The 17,535-nt window shown below is 30.9% G+C and carries 16 protein-coding genes; 15 read left to right on the top strand and 1 reads right to left on the bottom strand.

The genetic code is table 11. From position 1 onward, the window contains the following. Nucleotides 1-553: 553 nt before the first annotated feature. Nucleotides 554-1,204 (bottom strand): hypothetical protein, encoded by a 651-nt coding sequence (locus tag LGK95_RS19985; RefSeq protein WP_226126675.1) that lies wholly within the window; start codon nt 1,202-1,204, stop codon nt 554-556. Between the two features lie 227 nt (nt 1,205-1,431). Here LGK95_RS19985 and LGK95_RS19980 point away from each other — a divergent pair, with 227 nt between their 5' ends. The 15 genes from LGK95_RS19980 to LGK95_RS19910 all read left to right on the top strand — a co-directional run bounded on the left by LGK95_RS19980 (nt 1,432) and on the right by LGK95_RS19910 (nt 17,419). After that, entirely contained in the window at nt 1,432-1,962 is a 531-nt protein-coding gene (locus tag LGK95_RS19980) for a CDP-alcohol phosphatidyltransferase family protein (protein WP_226126674.1), read from the top strand. A gap of 245 nt (nt 1,963-2,207) precedes the next feature. Beyond that, complete coding sequence (locus LGK95_RS19975; protein WP_226126673.1) at nt 2,208-2,651, top strand: GNAT family N-acetyltransferase; 444 nt, start codon at nt 2,208-2,210, stop codon at nt 2,649-2,651. A 335-nt stretch (nt 2,652-2,986) separates the two neighbouring features. Beyond that, complete coding sequence (locus LGK95_RS19970) at nt 2,987-3,181, top strand: helix-turn-helix transcriptional regulator (protein ID WP_226126672.1); 195 nt, start codon at nt 2,987-2,989, stop codon at nt 3,179-3,181. Nucleotides 3,182-3,621: 440 nt separating this feature from the next. After that, nucleotides 3,622-4,506, top strand: coding sequence for a triphosphoribosyl-dephospho-CoA synthase CitG (citG, locus tag LGK95_RS19965; protein WP_226126671.1), 885 nt, complete (start codon nt 3,622-3,624; stop codon nt 4,504-4,506). A 103-nt stretch (nt 4,507-4,609) separates the two neighbouring features. Continuing rightward, nucleotides 4,610-5,284 (top strand): GntR family transcriptional regulator, encoded by a 675-nt coding sequence (locus LGK95_RS19960; RefSeq protein WP_226126670.1) that lies wholly within the window; start codon nt 4,610-4,612, stop codon nt 5,282-5,284. Between the two features lie 338 nt (nt 5,285-5,622). Beyond that, nucleotides 5,623-6,801, top strand: coding sequence for an NAD(P)-dependent malic enzyme (locus tag LGK95_RS19955; RefSeq protein WP_226126676.1), 1,179 nt, complete (start codon nt 5,623-5,625; stop codon nt 6,799-6,801). A gap of 64 nt (nt 6,802-6,865) precedes the next feature. Then, nucleotides 6,866-7,891, top strand: a complete 1,026-nt coding sequence (citC, locus tag LGK95_RS19950) for a [citrate (pro-3S)-lyase] ligase (protein WP_226126669.1) — start codon at nt 6,866-6,868, stop codon at nt 7,889-7,891. 48 nt (nt 7,892-7,939) lie between these two features. Next, nucleotides 7,940-8,236 carry a citrate lyase acyl carrier protein gene (citD, locus tag LGK95_RS19945; RefSeq protein ID WP_226126668.1) on the top strand — a complete coding sequence of 99 codons (297 nt, stop codon included), beginning with the start codon at nt 7,940-7,942 and terminating at the stop codon, nt 8,234-8,236. Continuing rightward, entirely contained in the window at nt 8,236-9,138 is a 903-nt protein-coding gene (citE, locus tag LGK95_RS19940; RefSeq protein ID WP_226126667.1) for a citrate (pro-3S)-lyase subunit beta, read from the top strand. Before citD ends, citE begins: the two co-directional genes overlap by 1 nt. Further along, nucleotides 9,131-10,672, top strand: a complete 1,542-nt coding sequence (gene citF / locus LGK95_RS19935; protein ID WP_226126666.1) for a citrate lyase subunit alpha — start codon at nt 9,131-9,133, stop codon at nt 10,670-10,672. The genes citE and citF overlap by 8 nt, the downstream gene beginning before the upstream one ends. A gap of 15 nt (nt 10,673-10,687) precedes the next feature. Further along, on the top strand, nt 10,688-11,203 hold the full coding sequence (gene citX, locus LGK95_RS19930) for a citrate lyase holo-[acyl-carrier protein] synthase (RefSeq protein ID WP_226126665.1): 516 nt from the start codon (nt 10,688-10,690) through the stop codon (nt 11,201-11,203). Nucleotides 11,204-11,306: 103 nt separating this feature from the next. Continuing rightward, on the top strand, nt 11,307-12,419 hold the full coding sequence (locus LGK95_RS19925) for a 2-methylaconitate cis-trans isomerase PrpF family protein (RefSeq protein ID WP_226126664.1): 1,113 nt from the start codon (nt 11,307-11,309) through the stop codon (nt 12,417-12,419). 85 nt (nt 12,420-12,504) lie between these two features. After that, complete coding sequence (locus LGK95_RS19920) at nt 12,505-13,863, top strand: 2-hydroxycarboxylate transporter family protein (protein ID WP_226126663.1); 1,359 nt, start codon at nt 12,505-12,507, stop codon at nt 13,861-13,863. 567 nt (nt 13,864-14,430) lie between these two features. Next, on the top strand, nt 14,431-16,113 hold the full coding sequence (locus LGK95_RS19915) for an acetolactate synthase large subunit (RefSeq protein WP_226126662.1): 1,683 nt from the start codon (nt 14,431-14,433) through the stop codon (nt 16,111-16,113). Nucleotides 16,114-16,975: 862 nt separating this feature from the next. Then, nucleotides 16,976-17,419, top strand: coding sequence for a cell wall hydrolase (locus tag LGK95_RS19910; protein ID WP_226126661.1), 444 nt, complete (start codon nt 16,976-16,978; stop codon nt 17,417-17,419). Nucleotides 17,420-17,535: the final 116 nt, after the last annotated feature.

Here is a 17,535-nt window from a genome sequence, read left to right as displayed (position 1 = left end):
CTGAAGAACGTCTCTAAACATACTCTTCATAGCTATTAAAACCTCATCTGGACTTGTAAACTTCTGCTCATTAATATAATCCCTTAAAATTTCTTTTGAAATGTTTGACATGAAAATACTCCTCCTTACAATCTTTGATAATCACTTATCTCAATTATTGCCAAGAAAGAGTACATTTTATTCTGTTTACACAAAATTATTTACAGCCTCCATTATTGCTAGGCTTTTTTTAAATATGTATTTGTAAAAAACATATTTATTTACAAAGTACTTACATAGTAGGGGTAGTAAAAATGAGAATATTTACTATTATGGATATATAGTGATATGCCAATAATCAAAGTATTCTATACTTTCTATAGAGTTAGGTCAAATTTGTAATTTTTGCGAAGTATTTGAATAATAATAATTTGTATTAGTTTATTTATATGATTACTTATAAAATAAAAAAGCCTGTATCCCCTAAAAATACAGACTATAAATGATTTAAATGTAACTTTTTGATACTTAATTAATAAAAAAATTCTAGTTTTAATAGAGATTAGAATACAATTTATGGTATTTCGATAATATCACTATGGTTATATAGGTTATATTCGTTATTCACAGTTTCAACATTATATTCGCTATACATAGGTTCATAACTATCTCTCTCATACATAGGCTCATAACTATCTCTCTCATACATAGGCTCATAACTATATCCATCATACATAGGCTCATCATAATACCCTCTCCAACCAGTAATAGCTTTATCTTCATGAGAAAGAGAGGCTTTTATTTGATCACGTATTACTTGAGAAACAGAAGTTCTAGCTAAACACGCATAAAATGATGCTCCATATGCTTTTGCAGCAGGCCCTATAGCACCGATAGCAGCCGCAATTGTCGCTTGTGGACCAACAACTGAAGAAGCTGTTGCAGCTTTTATAATAATACCAGTGGCTACTCCAAGTGCAATATCACTACATCTATTAATTTCACGCTTTACAACATCTCCTACATTATCTGGATATGTTATTTTAACAAATACTCTAAACTGACTAGTTTTTGTTTTTTTACATAACCCTTGAATGTTTTTTTTGCACATTCTACCTGGCTCTCTCAAAGTTGGACAAGGAAACCAGGTCCACCCAGTCACACATTTTTCAAATTGAAATTCAGGATATTTAAAAGACCAAATATTTTTCTCAACTTTTGCCATTAATAATTCCTCCATTTAAATTCTTCTCAATTCTTAATATATGATTATACCTAATAACTGGAACTTATTAAGAGCAAAAAAGTACGTGAAATATAATTTTCACGACATTAACTATTATTACAGTTACAACAGATGTTCATGATAACCAACATTATATTGAATGGCTTTCTTTTTAGAATTTGGAATATACATTATTAATAGTATAATACTATTTGGGATGTGATGAGATGAAAGCAATACCAAATTTTATATCTCTTAGTAGAATAATTTTTTCTTTGATTTTGATTTTTATTAAGCCATTAAGCATAGCCTTTTACGCAATATATATTATTTGTGGATTCAGTGATGTTCTGGATGGGGTTATTGCCAGAAAGACAGGGACAACAAGCAGACTTGGTGAAAAGCTTGATTCCTTGGCTGATATGATAATGATAGGTATATTATTACTTGTACTTTACCCAATCGTAAATTTTGCAACTGAAATCGTCATTTGGATTGTTTCAATTGCTATTATCAGATTAGCATCGATGGTTGTAGCCATGAAAAAATATAAAACCTTTGCAATGCTTCACACTTACGGAAATAAAATAACGGGTATAGTTTTATTCATATTTCCATTATGGCTTCCTTATATTCATACAACTGTGTTGATGTATATAATTTGTATTGTAGCAAGCATATCAGCAATTGAGGAATTGGTCATTCAGCTGACATCAAAGAAATTGCAAGCAAACAGACAGAGTATATTTTCAAAATAATTTTGATGTTATTATCTTAACCAACGATAAAAGCCATTCACTATAACCTTTTATTATGTTGTATGAAATCAAGTGATTTTTATTTTTAAAAAAGACAAATGTCATGGAACTAATTTTTCACGACATTTGTTATATACAGACTTATTATGTTAAATGGATTTTTTCATATATGCCGTCTCAAATGATGTCAATATTAAAGTAGTTAATTACGACTTGAAGATTATTTTATATAACAGGAGGGTCATATGGAAGTCAAAATCATAGAGAATAATAAAAAAGATTTTTTAGATTTATTGCTTTTAGCCGATGAACAAGAGAATATGATTGATAAGTATTTATATAAAGGAGAATTTTTTGCATTATATGATGGAGATTTGAAAAGTATTTGTGTCGTAACAAAAGAAAACGGCGGTGAATATGAACTAAAAAATTTAGCCACATACGAAAAGTTTCAAGGACGAGGATATGGAAGTAGCCTAGTAAAGTATATTTTTGAATACTATAAAGGCAAGTGCAAAACGATGATTGTAGGTACTGGAGATAGCCCTTTGACAATTCCTTTTTACGAGCATTGCAAATTTAAGGTTACTCATAAAGTAAAAAAATTTTTCATCGACAATTACGATAAACCTATTTTTGAAAATGGTGTCCAACTTGTTGATATGATTTATTTGCGAAAGGATTTCTGAAGATTATGGGCACAAGGCTTGGTATGCAGTATTAAAGTTAGGTCATAATCTTCTTTTATGTCGTCTCAAGTAACCCCATATCATTAGATGTGGGGTTTAGTATATTAAGGATGTACTAGTAACAATAATTATTGCGATTGCAACGATGTTAATATCTAAAAATGTCGTTAAAGTCTCAGTTAGGTAGTAATTTATATATAGCTGATACAAAGAGCTGTTAATGATGCAATTTGTATCAATAAACTATAGTATACCTCAATCATATTTATGGTAATATTTGACAAATATTATTTTGTATACCATAATAATATTAAATATATTTAGGTGGTGAAATAATGTTAAGTGAAAACATAAAAAAAAACAGAGAAAGGTTAGATATAAGCCAAAGAGAGTTAGGCAGAAGAATTGGAAAAACTGGTCAGTATATATCTTATTTAGAGGGTGAAGCTAAAAGTAATCCTAGTTTAAATGTATTAATTAAAATATCAGAAGCTTTAGAAACTCCAGTACACGAATTGATATGTCTATAAAGTATGTAATACTGTTAAATATGAACTATTTAAACTTAAAAAATAAGCCATGTAGTGACACTATAAACGGTACATAATGGCTTGAATTACATTAATTTTCTTTTTTGAACATTTATTAATTAATATAAATTTTAAAGGGTTAAGCTCACTACAAAATATTCATTACACATTTAAAAAGGTTCTATTTAATATGAACTTATTATGTTGTTTCAACAACAATGTATAACTTATTTACAACTTATTGTTAATTTAGCTTGATATAAGAATGTAAATCAGTAAATTTGGAAATTTTAATAGGATTATAAAAAATTAAGGATTATACTATAATTACTTTAAAATACATATGTTGGAGTAAATAATAATATTAGACAACTTTATTTAAATACCTTGAGTATACTTTATGACTATAAAATAATTTCAAAGAATAATTGGAGAGATAAATGAAAAATGAAAAAGCATTTACAATAAATAGTATTTCAATGATAATTAGTAGCTTTGCAATCCAAGCAATGATATATGAAGTATCTTGTTATCCATCACCAGGATTAGTATCACCTGTGTCTTATGGCGCCCATAAAGATATGAATTTCTATACATTTATTGATAGTACATCGACTTTGAGTAAATATTTACCTTTATTTGTTCAGGAAGGTTTTTCACATAAAACATGTAAGGAGATTTTTGATGGAGTTAGACTCATCGGTGTTGAAGCTGAGAAAGATATGTTTGCTAAAACAAAGGGCATTAATACCCATAAGGGTATGCTTTTCTTAATTGGTATAGCTTGTGCAGCAACAGGAAAAGCAATTTATGAAAAAAAGGGATTTAAATATATTCAGGATATTATAAAGAAAATGACTAAAGGACTAGTAGAGAAGGAACTTTTAGTTTTAAAAGATAATGTGGAATTAAGTCACGGTGAAAAGCTATTTTTTAAGTATAAAACTGAAGGCGTACGAGGTGAAGTGGAAAGAGGCATTCCAACAGTTTTTAATTTTGCTCTTGATTTTTACAAACAAAATTGTGAGCTAAATGTTAATGATAGGTTAGTTCATACACTAATTGGGATAATGCAGATTTGTGATGACTCTACAATCATTTATAGACATAACCCACAGGTTCTAAATGAGGTAAGAGAAAAGGCTATACAAATAATTAAATTTGGAGGTATGAAAACTGATATTGGCAGGAAAGGCATTAATAGTTTATGTGAAGAGTTTATAGAGAAAAATATAAGCCCTGGTGGAAGTGCTGATTTGCTTGGTTTAACAATATTTTTATATCTTGTAGACCAATACTTAGATAAAAGTGATACATATTTATAAAAATTAATAATTATACAAATATAATTGTAATTCAAAAAACCATATTGTATACTTAAATTATAAGTAATCGTAAAAATTTGAAAGAAATTGAGGAATTGATTATATGAATCCATTATTTGAGAAAATTGAAACTACAGATTTAAGACCTATTAGAGACATAGTTTTTGAAAAACTTAGAATGGCAATAATTGGTGGAGACTTAGAGCAAGGAGAGAGACTAGTTGAAACTTCTTTAGCAGAGAATATGGGGGTTAGTAGAACTCCTGTTAGAGAAGCTTTAAGAAAATTGGAAGTTGAAGGTTTAGCTGAAAACATTCCAAGGAAAGGGACTATTGTTAAGGGAATATCCAAAAAAGATATTATAGAGATTTATGAAATGAGAGAAGTACTTGAGGGTTTAGAATTTAGGCTAGCATGTCTTAAATTATCTACATTACAGATTACGGTATTAAAAGAAGTTATATCTAAAATGGAAAAGTGTATCATTAATGATGATATGTCAGGGTATTGGGGTCTACACAAAGAATTCCATGAAACTATACTTTTTTCTTGTGGAAATAGTAGACTAATAAATCAAATGAAGCAAATTTATGAATATTTAATAAGGTTAAGAAATTTTACATTAGTTATGAACAAAAGAGTAAAAGAGGCATTGGTAGAACATAAAGAAATAGTAGAGGCTTTTGAAAAAAAAGATGAGGTTTTTGCAGAAAAGATAGGTAGAAAACACACCGTACACGCAAAAGAGTTTCTTGCAAATAAAATCCATTTGTTTTAGTGTTGTATAAATATTCATCACCTTAAATTATAGTAGCAATGCTTACATAAAGTTCAAGGAAAAACATTAAATGTATATTCTGTAAAATGGTTGCAAAATATTATCTTAAGGAATATAATGGTTTTATAAAGAAGTTAGTTAAGACTGTATACAGGTATACGATGTAAATTTATACCTGTATATTTTAAAATTACTATTGTATACAGGTATACAATAGTAATTTAGTAAACTTAAATGCAAGTATACGTTTTCGCAATCTAATTTAGTTTTAAAATTAAATTTAAGAAGTAGAGAGGGGGTAGTTGAACTGCGACTATATCACAGTTCAATGTAAAAAGATGAATATGAGTATAAAAGAAGCAGTATTAACCTTACACAAAGAAAAAAGAGGTAAATTAGAAGTTGTCGGAATGATGGAAGTAAATAATGGCAAGGATTTAGCTGCAGTATATACACCAGGCATAGCTGGTCCTTGCATGGAAATAGCTAAAAATAAAGACAAGGCATATATGTACACAATGAAAGGAAGGACCGTGGCTGTAATTACAAATGGAACAGCAGTTTTGGGATTGGGGAACATTGGACCGGAAGCAGGTCTTCCAGTAGTGGAGAGTAAAGCACTATTACTTAAAAAATTTGCAGATGTTGATGCAATTCCAATAAGTATAGACTCTACAAATTCAGATGATATAGTGAATACAATAAAAAATATCTCACCTGGTTTTGGTGGAATACATCTTGAAGATATTAAATCTCCTGAGTGCTTTTATATTGAGGATAGATTAAAAGAAATTTTGGACATACCTGTATATCATGATGATCAACATGGCACTGCCATTGCAGTTTTAGCAGGGTTGTATAATGCACTAAAAATAGTAAAAAAGAGTATAGGTAATATAAAGGTTGTTATAAATGGCGCAGGTGCTTCAGGTATTGCAGTAGCTAAGCTACTAAACTCTGCGGGAGTAAAAAATATAGTATTGTGTGATATAAATGGTGCTCTTGTTGAGAGTGATTCCACATTAAATATAGCACAGGTAAAAATAGCAAAAGTAACAAACAGAAGCTTTGAAAAAGGCAGATTAGAAGAAGTAATTAAAGACAAGGATGTTTTTATTGGTCTCTCAGTGGCAAACGTACTAAATAAAAAAATGGTAAAAACAATGAATAAAGATAGTGTAGTTTTTGCACTTGCTAACCCTGTTCCAGAAATATCGCCAGATGAGGCAAGAGCCGGTGGAGCTAAAGTCGTGGCTACAGGAAGATCGGATTTCCCAAATCAAATAAACAATGTATTGGTCTTTCCAGGTATATTTAAGGGTGCTTTAGAAGTAAGGGTAAAAGACATATGTGATGAAATGAAACTTGCAGCAGCAAAGGGAATTGCAGATTTAATAGATGACAGTGAACTAAATGTAGAATATATAGTACCAAGTGTGTTTAACAAAGGCGTTTGTGAAGCTGCTGCATATGCGGTTACAAGTGTAGCCAAAAAACTTGGTACAGCTAGAGCATAGTTTTATTGAACAATAAGATAAATATTCTGATGTTAATTAATATATTGGGAAAGGAGTAATATATATGGGGTATTTAAACTTAGATGAGATTATTATTGAAGATAAGCATTCTAGTAAGTTATATGATATAAAAAAATTATTACTGAAACAAGGTCTTAAATTCGAAGAAAATATAGAGTATACAGTTGCATTGTATGATGACAATAAAATAATTGCAACTGGATCATCTGAAGGTAAAATTCTAAAGTGTATTGCAGTAGATGATAATTACAAGCAAATGGGTATATCTAATACAATAATATCTGATTTAATTAGTGAACAATATAGAAGAGGAAATACTCATTTATTTGTTTATACAAAACCTAAAAATCATAGAGTTTTTCAAGAGTTAGGTTTTTATAAAATTGCTGAAGTTCCTAATAAAGTTCTTTTACTTGAAAATGATCCTTGTGGAATAAAAAAATATATAAATAATTTAAAAAAAGAAAAAATTAGTGGTGATGTAATTTCAAGTGTTGTTGTAAACTGTAATCCATTTACATTAGGGCATAAATACTTGATTGAAAAAGCTTCAAGGGAAAGTGATGTAGTTCATGTTTTTGTTGTATCAGAGGATAAGTCAGTTTTTCCATCTTATATAAGATATAAATTAGTTAAAGAAGGCCTAAGTCATTTAAAGAATGTAATCCTTCACAAAAGTCAAAATTATATAATTTCAAGTGCTACATTCCCGTCGTATTTTATGAAAAAACAAAATGAAGCTGTAAAAACACATTGTTTATTAGACATACAAATTTTCATGAAATATATAGTGCCAGCTTTAGGAATTAATAAGCGTTATGTAGGTGAAGAACCGTTATGTCTAGTTACTAAAAATTATAATGACACAATGAAAGAAATGTTGCCTAAAGGTAATGTAGAGGTTATTGAAGTCCCAAGAATCGAAATTGGAGGGAATATAACAAGTGCATCTACAGTTAGAAAATTAATTAAGGAAAATAAATTCCTGGAGGTGAGGAGCTTAGTACCTGATACGACTTACAATTTCTTAATGTCAAGAGAAGGTATGTCAATAATTGGAATAATATAAAATTAATAAAATTTAATATAACTAAATTTTATATAGGGAGGGTTACTTATGAAAATATTAAATACAGCTATAGCGGGAACTTTAGAATCCAGTGATATTACAGTAGTGGTAGAGCCAAATCCAGATAATGAGGTGATTATAGAACTAAAGAGTTCTGTTGGGAAACAATTTGGAGATCAAATAAAGAAAGTTATAACGGATACATTATCATCTTTAGGTATAGTAAGTGCTCTAGTTCGCGTTAATGACCAAGGAGCATTAGATTGTGTTATAAAGGCGAGAGTAGAAACAGCAGTTCTTAGGGCGGCAGATAAAACTCATTTCAACTGGGGGGTGGAAAAATAATGTATAAGTTAAGAAGAACAATGATGTATGTACCTGGAAACAATCCTGGAATGGTTAAAGATGCGCATATATATGGTGCAGATTCAATAATGTTTGATTTAGAAGATTCAGTATCTATTAATGAGAAAGATGCTGCTAGATTTTTAGTTTATAATGCATTAAAAAGTATTGACTACGAAGGTGTAGAAACAGTAGTAAGAATAAATGGACTAGATACACCATATGGAATAGAAGATTTGGAAGCTATAGTAAGAGCTCAACCAGATGTTATAAGACTTCCGAAAACAGAAAGTGCACAGGACGTTATAGATGTAGAAGTTGAAATTGAAAGGATAGAAAAGGAAGCAGGAATACCATTAGGAAAGACAAAAATGATGGCTGCAATTGAAGGAGCATTAGGCGTACTAAATGCACAGACAATAGCGACTGCTAGCAAAAGACTTATGGGTATAGCAATTGGTGCAGAAGACTATGTAACAAATCTAAAAACAACACGTTCGCCAGGAGGAATTGAGCTTTTAGTGGCAAGAAGTCAAATATTACTTGCAGCAAGAGCAGCTGGGATATATGCTTTGGATACAGTATACTCAGATGTAAATAATGAAGAGGGTTTTAAAGATGAAGTTAAATTAATTAAACAGTTAGGATTTGATGGAAAATCTGTAATTAATCCAAGACAAATAGGACCAGTTCATGAAATATATACACCATCAAAAAAGGAAATAGATAAATCTATAAGAATTATAAAGGCAGCCGCAGATGCTAAAAAGAAAGGTTCAGGAGTAGTGTCTCTAGATGGAAAAATGGTAGATAAGCCAATATTAGAGAGAGCGCAAAGAGCACTTATGTTAGCAGAAGCAGCAGGAATAATTATAAATGAAGGAGGGGATCAAATTGCCTAAAAATAAAATAGGAAGAGATATACCAGAATATATAGAAGGAATTGGTGAACTAATACCTTATAATGGACCATTTAGTTTTCAACCTGTAAAACGTAGATATGGACGTAAAATATCTCAGATTCTACCTGGAGAGAGCAAGTTATTAGATAGCATTGAAAAGGCAATAATTGAGACCCAGCTTAAAGATGGTATGACAATATCATTTCATCATCACTTTAGAGAGGGAGATTATATTTTAAATATGGTGCTAGATTCCATAGCTAAGCTAGGAATTAAAAATTTAACATTAGCATCAAGTTCATTAAATTGTGTACATGAACCAGTAATTAAACACATAAAAGATGGCGTTATAACAAAAATAATTACTAGTGGTGTTAGAGGACCTTTAGCAGAAACTATATCGAATGGCATTTTAGAAATTCCTATAATAATCCGTTCACACGGTGGTAGGGCCAGAGCCATTGAAGCTGGAGAATTGCAAATTGATGTTGCTTTTTTAGGGGCACCTTGCTGTGACGAATATGGTAATGCAAATGGATACAGTGGAAAATCATTTTGTGGTTCACTAGGATATGCTAAAGTAGATGCAGAATATGCAGATAAGGTTGTTCTTATTACAGATAACTTAGTAAAGTACCCAAATGTACCTGCAAGTATTTTACAAACTGACGTAGATTATATAGTGAAAATAGATTCAATTGCAGATCCAAGTGGAATAGTATCAGGAGCTACAAGGTATACTAAGGATCCAAGGGAATTATTAATTGCTAAATATGCAGCAGCAACAATTGAATTTTCAGGATATTTTGTTTCAGGGTTCTCTATTCAATGTGGTACAGGTGGTGCATCGTTAGCAGTTGCAAGATTCATAAGAGAAAAAATGATTGCAAAAGACATTAAAGCTAGTTTTGCATTAGGTGGAATAACAGGACAATTTGTACAAATGCAAAAGGAAGGATTAATATCTAAATTATATGATACTCAAAGTTTTGATTTAATAGCGGCAAAATCAATAGGTGAGAACGCAGATCATTGCGAAATTAGTGCATCTTTTTATGCAAACCCTCATAATAAAGGTTGCGTTGTTAATAAGTTAGATATAGTTATTTTAAGTGCTTTAGAAATAGACACTGACTTTAATGTTAACGTAATAACAGGATCAGATGGAGTGTTGAGAGGTGCTTCAGGCGGACATTGTGATACTGCTGCAGGTGCAAAGCTTACAATGATAGTAGCACCATTAATTAGAGGGAGAATACCCACTATTGTTGATAGAGTAAATACCGTAATAACTCCAGGTGAAAGTATAGATGTAGTTGTAACAGATAGAGGAATAGCCGTAAATCCTTTAAGACAGGATTTAATTGAAAAACTTACTAATGCAAAACTACCTGTATTCTCTATAGAAGAACTTAAGGAAAAAGCAGAAAAAATTACTGGAAAACCTAAGGCAATTGAATATTTAGATAAAATTGTTGGTGTAGTAGAATATAGAGATGGTTCAATAATTGATGTTATTAGACAAGTAAAGTAGAAAGGATAATAATTAATGTATAGTGAGAGCATTATTCTTAAACAAATACTTGAAGCAAGGGAAAAACGAGCAAGAACACAAATAAAATTAATTAGTATGTTTAAAACTACATTAGTTTCTTTTACATTGAATATACCAGGGCAAGTAAAAAACAATATCATTTTTAAAAAAGCTCATGAATTAGGTATTAAGCTATTGGAAAAAGAATTAGGTATACAAAATGTAAATGTAGTTCATAAAGCAGTTAATGTTACAGCTGCGGGAACAGAAGCATTCCTCAATATAGACATGGATCCTATACAATTAAAAAAGATTACAGTATCTATTGAGGAAAAAAACGATTTGGGAAGAATATTTGATTTTGATGTAATTAATACAAATGGAGAACAAATTAGTAGAAGGCAGCTAAATTTAGCTCAAAGAAAGTGCCTTCTATGCAATGAAAATGCAAAGGTATGTGGGCGAAGTAGAAAACATTCAATGGATGATTTATTAAATAAAATTTATCAGGTAATTAATGCCTATAAGTAGAGAGTAGAGTGTTTCGACTTCGTATGTTGTAAAATAATACTATTAATACAAAATTTGTTTGGTATAATAGTGATTAAACAACTTGTAAAAGGAGGTCATAAGAATGACTAAAGTGGCATGTACTATAATGAGAGGAGGTACAAGTAAAGGTGTATTTTTCAAGTATAATGATATGCCTAAAGATAAAAATAAATGGAGTAATTTCCTTTTAGATGTTATGGGTAGTCCAGATGCTAGACAGATTGATGGATTAGGTGGTGCAAATTCATTAACTAGTAAAGTAGCAATAATAAAAAAATCTGATAAAAATAATTATGACATTGAATATATATTTGCTCAAGTTAGCTTAACAGACCAAATGGTTGATTTTAAAGGAAACTGTGGTAATATTTTATCAGCAGTTGCTCCATTTGCTGTTAATGAAGGTCTTGTAGCAATAACAAATTCCAAAACAAAAGTCAGAATATTGAATATAAATACAAATAAATTAATTGTATCAGAAGTAGAAATTGAAAATGAACAGGCTAAGGTTCAGGGAGATACTTGTATATCTGGAGTACCTAATTCAGGATCGCCAGTATATCTTTCATTTTATAATTCAGAAGGTTCAGTTACAGGGAAACTTTTACCTACAGGTAGTGTAATGGATTCAATAAAAACATCTATAGGAGAAATAAATATATCAATTGTTGATGCTGCAAATCCATTAGTATTTATAAATGCTAATGATATTGGTCTAAATGGAACTGAGTTACCAGATGAGTTTACTGAAAACGATTTAAAGATAATAGAAGAAATACGTTCAATAGCCGCAGCGATGTGTGGCTTCGCAAATAAAGAAGAGGCTACAAAGATGTCTCCAGCAGTACCAAAAGCTACCATTATATCGACACCTTCAGAATATGTAGATTTAAGTGGAAACAAAAGGAATAAAGAAAAAATGGATGTAGTTGTTAGAATGATGTCAATGCAAAAACCACATAAAGAGATTGCAATAACTGGTGCGGTATGTATAACAGTAGCGGCTAATATTGAAGGAACTTTAGTTAACAAAATAGTTAAAAGTAATAATAGTAATATGTTGAAAATAGCACATCCAGGCGGAATTATGGAAACGATTGCTAATGTTAACAATGGAAAAATTGAATATGTAAAAGTTGTAAGAACAGCAAGAAGGATAATGGATGGTTATGTTTATACAAGAGAAAAATATTAGAATAATATGGTAGATTAAATAATTATTGTTTATTTTTGAGTAGTTAAAGGGTAAATTATAAAAATAAAAAGTAGGGGGATTACTAGTGAATAATATAGGAACAATTAAAGAGCTAGAAAAGAAAGGAATTGGTAAGAGCGATATCATTAAAAAAATTTTTAGTTTCAAAATTGGAATTATACCACTAGGTGTATATCTAGCACTTTTGATTGTAGTTTTTGCTTTACTAGCTAGAGGCATAATGCCTAATGATATGCTAGGTGCTTCAGCAATTATGGTGCTATATGGATTTACTTGTGCAGAAATCGGAAAGAGATTACCTATTATTAAAAATGTTGGTGGTACTGTTATAATGGCAACGTTTTTACCTTCTTATATGGTATACGCCAAGCTTATACCTAAACAAGCAGTTGATGCTGTAACTACTTTTATGGATCAAACTAATTTCTTGTATGTGTTTATCGCTTGTATTGTAGTTGGAAGTATCTGTAGTATGAACAGACAAGTTCTTATTAAGGCTTTTCTAAGAATGATGGTTCCTCTTATAGTAGCTACAATTTCGGCAACAGCAGTAGGAATAGGGGTAGGCACATTACTAGGTGTGGGTCCGTATAAAACGTTTTTCTATATAGTTGCACCAATTATGGCTGGTGGTGTTGGCGAAGGAGCTCTTCCTTTAGCTATGGGGTATGCAGCTATTCTAGGAAAAGATGTAGATACATTATTTGCACAAGTTCTTCCTTGTATAATGCTAGGAAGTTTAACAGCTATTGTTCTTGCAGGTATGTTAAAACATATAGGTGAAAAATACCCTCAATATTCAGGTAATGGTGCATTATTAAAATCAGGTGGCGATGATGAAATATTAAAGCTTGCAAAAGATGGAAATAAAGCTAATGCTGATATAAAGATTGATTTAGCTAAAATGGCAGTAGCAGGTATTTTAGCGTTTACTCTTTATTTAGGTGGTGTATTTGTAAACTCTGTAATTGGATTGCCGGCACCTATTGTTATGCTCTTAGCTGTTGTAATAGCGAAAGCAGCAGGAGCTATTCCTGATAGCATTGAAAAAGGTGGATATGCACTTTTTAAATTTATAGTAACAGCTGTTACTGTACCATTGCTACTAGGTATAGGAGTTGCTAAAACACCATGGGAAGACCTTGTTGCTGTTCTTATTAATCCTAGATATCTAATAGTAATAGTATCTACAGTACTAACGGTTGTTGTTGTTGGTTGGTTTGTTGGTAAGCGAATGAACATGAATCCAGTTGAAGCTGCAATGGTAACAGCTTGCCATAGTGGGCAAGGTGGAACAGGCGATGTAGCTATTCTAACAGCTGGTGGTAGATTGGGGCTTATGCCTTTTGCTCAAGTGGCTACAAGACTTGGTGGTGCAGCTATGGTTACTATAGCTATAGCAATATTAAGAATGATTCATTAGTATAATATTTAAATATTATGAGATAAGAGAAGATTCTTAAAAATGTAGCTCAAAAGGTGGATTATTTATTAAATTAGTAGCTAATTGGTACCTATATCCATTTAAATTATAATTCTGTAATTTACGATGTCTATAGGTACTAATTTCTAATGTAAATATGGTTGGAAATTAATATGCTTAAAATAATTTTGTTAAACTTACACAATAAAAAATAATATTTATAATGTTGATAAGAAATAATATTTTGGAATAAATTTTAATATTGTATAATTATTGAATATTTTAACATTTATACCAGGATAGTATTGTAAACATAATTAATTTAATATAAAATAAGAAATGAAGGTATTTAAGCTGTTATAGTGGTTTTTTTAAAAAATAAACAGCAAAAATGTGGATAAATTAATTTATATTAATTACTGCGGATTAAGAAAACACAATTGAATAATAATATTCAACATAACAAATATAATGCATAAATTTTATCTTATCTAAACATAATGCAAAATGTGTTTAAAATTATAAATGGTAGGTTAAAACATAACTATATGGGAGGAAGAAAAAATAATGGATGTACATGAAATTAAAGTGCAAAAATTAGATGTAAAGAAGAATGTTAAAAAACTAAATACTTCAGAACTAATGGTACAATGTCTTGAAAATGAAGGAGTTAAGTATATATTTGGGATACCAGGAGAAGAGAATCTTACATTTTTACATGCACTCAAGGATTCCAAAATCAAGTTTATTACAACTCGTCATGAACAAGGAGCAGCTTTTATGGCAGATGTTTATGGCCGTTTAACGGGTACTCCTGGCGTATGTCTCTCAACTCTTGGCCCAGGAGCAACAAATCTAATGACTGGAGTTGCTGATGCTAATATGGATGGTGCCCCTTTGGTAGCTATTACAGGACAAGCTGGAACTGATAGAATGCATCTTGTATCTCATCAACACCTAGATCTAATTTCAATGTTTGCACCAATTACTAAATGGAACAAACAGATTGTAAGACCAGATACAGCACCGGAAATTATAAGGAAAGCTTTTAAATTGGCGATAGGTGAAAAGCCAGGAGCTGTCCATATAGATTTACCAGAAAATATAGCCTCAATGGCAGCACTAGGAAGACCACTTGGCCATGGAGATATTGAAAAAAGTTATGCCACATATAGTAGTATTAAAAGAGCCGCAGACGCTATAAGTAATGCTGAAAACCCAGTTATTCTTGCTGGTAATGGGATAATACGTTCAAAAGCTAGTAAAGCACTAACAGAAATGGTGGAAAAGCTAAGAATTCCTGTAGCTAACACTTTTATGGCAAAAGGAGTTGTTTCATATAAAAATCCGTTGTCTTTGTGGAGTATCGGACTTGCACAACGCGACTATGTAAATCGTTTGTTTGAAAAAGTAGATTTAGTAATTGCTGTAGGATATGATATAGTTGAATATGATCCTAAAAAATGGAACAAGAATGAGAATATTAAAATTATTCATATTGCAGAGGAAAATGCTGAAGTTAATAAATGTTACATACCTGAGGTAGAGGTAATTGGTGATATATCTTATTCTATTAATGAAATAAGTGCACTTGCTAATAGGGTAGTAGAACCAGTTTTTGCTCTACATATAAAAACGAAAATGGAAGCTAATTATGAATCTTATGCAAAAGATTTTAGCTATCCAATGAAACCACAAAAAATATTGTATGATTTAAGGAAGGTAATGGGTGATGATGATATTGTTATTTCTGATGTAGGTGCTCATAAGATGTGGATTGCACGTCATTATAGATCTGTAAAGCCCAATACTTGCCTAATATCGAATGGATTTGCCTCAATGGGAATTGCAGTACCTGGAGCAGTGGCAGCAAAACTTGTCAATCCTCAAAGAAAAGTTGTAGCAGTCACTGGTGATGGTGGATTTATGATGAATAGTCAGGAAATAGAAACTGCACTAAGAATAAAAACACCTTTTGTGACATTGATATTCAATGATGCCTGCTATGGACTTATAAAATGGAAGCAACAGGATAGGTATGGTGAGGACATGAATGTACGATTTACGAATCCAGACTTTGTTATGTATGCAGAGGCTATGGGGGCAAAAGGATACAGAATAACAAAAGCAGAGGACTTAATACCAACATTACAAGAAGCGATTGCTCAAAACGTTCCTGCTATTATAGATTGTCCCGTAGATTACAGTGAAAATGTTAAATTAACGAATGCATTAAACAAGTTAGTATAGATAATATAATTACCTATACCTTTTTAGAATAGAAATAGCATTAATATTTAGTAGTGAGTTAAAATAGATATTATGTTCCTCTATACAAATTTAATTAAGTTTAATTAAATTTAACTCAATTCTTATTCCTTAACTTTATATGATGCAGTGAACAAAATTTTAATAATTTAAAATACTATCCTTTTAATATGATAACTTATGAGAACAATACTGCACTGGTACCCCTAGATGCAGTATTGTTATTTTTATCGACAATCTAATATCTGAATCTTAAATACTATCCATCTGCAAGTAGGGTATTTTTGCCCGTCCCCCCGGAAAGGGGGATTAGGCACTATTTGAAAAAATATACGTTTTAAAAAGGTAGTTTATCGGTGTTTTTATGTGTCATAACTACTACTTATTTATTTTTGACATATTTTAATGGGTTTTTATATGTTTTAAAAGTTAAAAACTATTTAAATGTCTTAAATCAACTCAATTCCAGCTGGCGCCATAGCTAGGTCCAAATAACTATTCGCTTAATCCACCTTTTCGGGGGGATAGTCAAAAACACCCAAAATTAAAATTAGTTAAATAATAAAAACCTCTGGAGCTACCAGAGGCATTCTTATTTGCAATATATGAAAAGCATTCAAGATAATTTTAATTATGTTGTGTGCTTTTTGTCCTATTTATAAATGGCTTTTATCATATAACACTTATATTCACAATATACGATATTATATTCATAACACATTTAAAAAGCTCTATGTTTTAACTATATAGGTATATTAGCTGCCTTGTTTTACTTTTTTAAGTACTATTATCAGCATCCTCAATATAATAATAACGTATAGCGAATTTGAGGAGATGACTATTAATGGCTTACAGTGTTAGAGAGTTACTGGCTAGAATAATAAAGTGTGAAGCTGGTGGAGAAGGAGAAAACGGAATGAAAGCCGTCGCCTCTGTAGTTATGAACAGAGTTAATGTACCTAATGGTGAGTATCTTACGATATGTCAAGGTGATGTAAGAAAGGTTATATTCCAGACGGGACAATTTGATTGTGCATCTTCTGTACTTGGTGGCGCGGCTAACCCTCAAACTATTTGGGCAAGTCCACCAGAACAGATACATTATGATATTGCAGATTGGGCTTTAGCTGGCAATAGATTAAATACAACAGGTGAAGCATTGTGGTACTTTAATCCCTTTGCACCAGGTTGTCCATATCTTTTTCCTTTTAATGGTAGTGGTTCTTTTCAAGTTAACGTAGGGAAGCACTGCTATTATAATCCCACAGCACTCTATGCTAAAACTTAATTAAAAATCATTACTAATCACACCTTTATATGATAATTTATTATAATTTTTAAGGAGGATATTTTATGTTTATAGCACAACCTAATAATTTTAATCAAGTTCCAATGTGGAATGGT

Source organism: Clostridium algoriphilum (genome assembly GCF_020443705.1).
Classification (GTDB): Bacteria; Bacillota; Clostridia; order Clostridiales; family Clostridiaceae; genus Clostridium_AD; species Clostridium_AD algoriphilum.
This window is presented reverse-complemented; position numbering and strand designations above follow the sequence as displayed.

What these genes read in the sequence shown, in the direction of transcription:
- LGK95_RS19975 (WP_226126673.1), top strand. Translation starts at nt 2,208, where the DNA reads ATGGAAGTCAAAATCATAGAGAATAATAAAAAAGATTTTTTAGATTTA.
- citD (WP_226126668.1), top strand. Translation starts at nt 7,940, where the DNA reads ATGAAAATATTAAATACAGCTATAGCGGGAACTTTAGAATCCAGTGAT.
- LGK95_RS19925 (WP_226126664.1), top strand. Translation starts at nt 11,307, where the DNA reads ATGACTAAAGTGGCATGTACTATAATGAGAGGAGGTACAAGTAAAGGT.
- citG (WP_226126671.1), top strand. Translation starts at nt 3,622, where the DNA reads ATGAAAAATGAAAAAGCATTTACAATAAATAGTATTTCAATGATAATT.
- LGK95_RS19970 (WP_226126672.1), top strand. Translation starts at nt 2,987, where the DNA reads ATGTTAAGTGAAAACATAAAAAAAAACAGAGAAAGGTTAGATATAAGC.
- LGK95_RS19980 (WP_226126674.1), top strand. Translation starts at nt 1,432, where the DNA reads ATGAAAGCAATACCAAATTTTATATCTCTTAGTAGAATAATTTTTTCT.
- citE (WP_226126667.1), top strand. Translation starts at nt 8,236, where the DNA reads ATGTATAAGTTAAGAAGAACAATGATGTATGTACCTGGAAACAATCCT.
- citC (WP_226126669.1), top strand. Translation starts at nt 6,866, where the DNA reads ATGGGGTATTTAAACTTAGATGAGATTATTATTGAAGATAAGCATTCT.
- LGK95_RS19955 (WP_226126676.1), top strand. Translation starts at nt 5,623, where the DNA reads ATGAATATGAGTATAAAAGAAGCAGTATTAACCTTACACAAAGAAAAA.
- LGK95_RS19910 (WP_226126661.1), top strand. Translation starts at nt 16,976, where the DNA reads ATGGCTTACAGTGTTAGAGAGTTACTGGCTAGAATAATAAAGTGTGAA.
- LGK95_RS19960 (WP_226126670.1), top strand. Translation starts at nt 4,610, where the DNA reads ATGAATCCATTATTTGAGAAAATTGAAACTACAGATTTAAGACCTATT.
- LGK95_RS19915 (WP_226126662.1), top strand. Translation starts at nt 14,431, where the DNA reads ATGGATGTACATGAAATTAAAGTGCAAAAATTAGATGTAAAGAAGAAT.
- LGK95_RS19985 (WP_226126675.1), bottom strand. Translation starts at nt 1,204, where the DNA reads ATGGCAAAAGTTGAGAAAAATATTTGGTCTTTTAAATATCCTGAATTT.
- citX (WP_226126665.1), top strand. Translation starts at nt 10,688, where the DNA reads ATGTATAGTGAGAGCATTATTCTTAAACAAATACTTGAAGCAAGGGAA.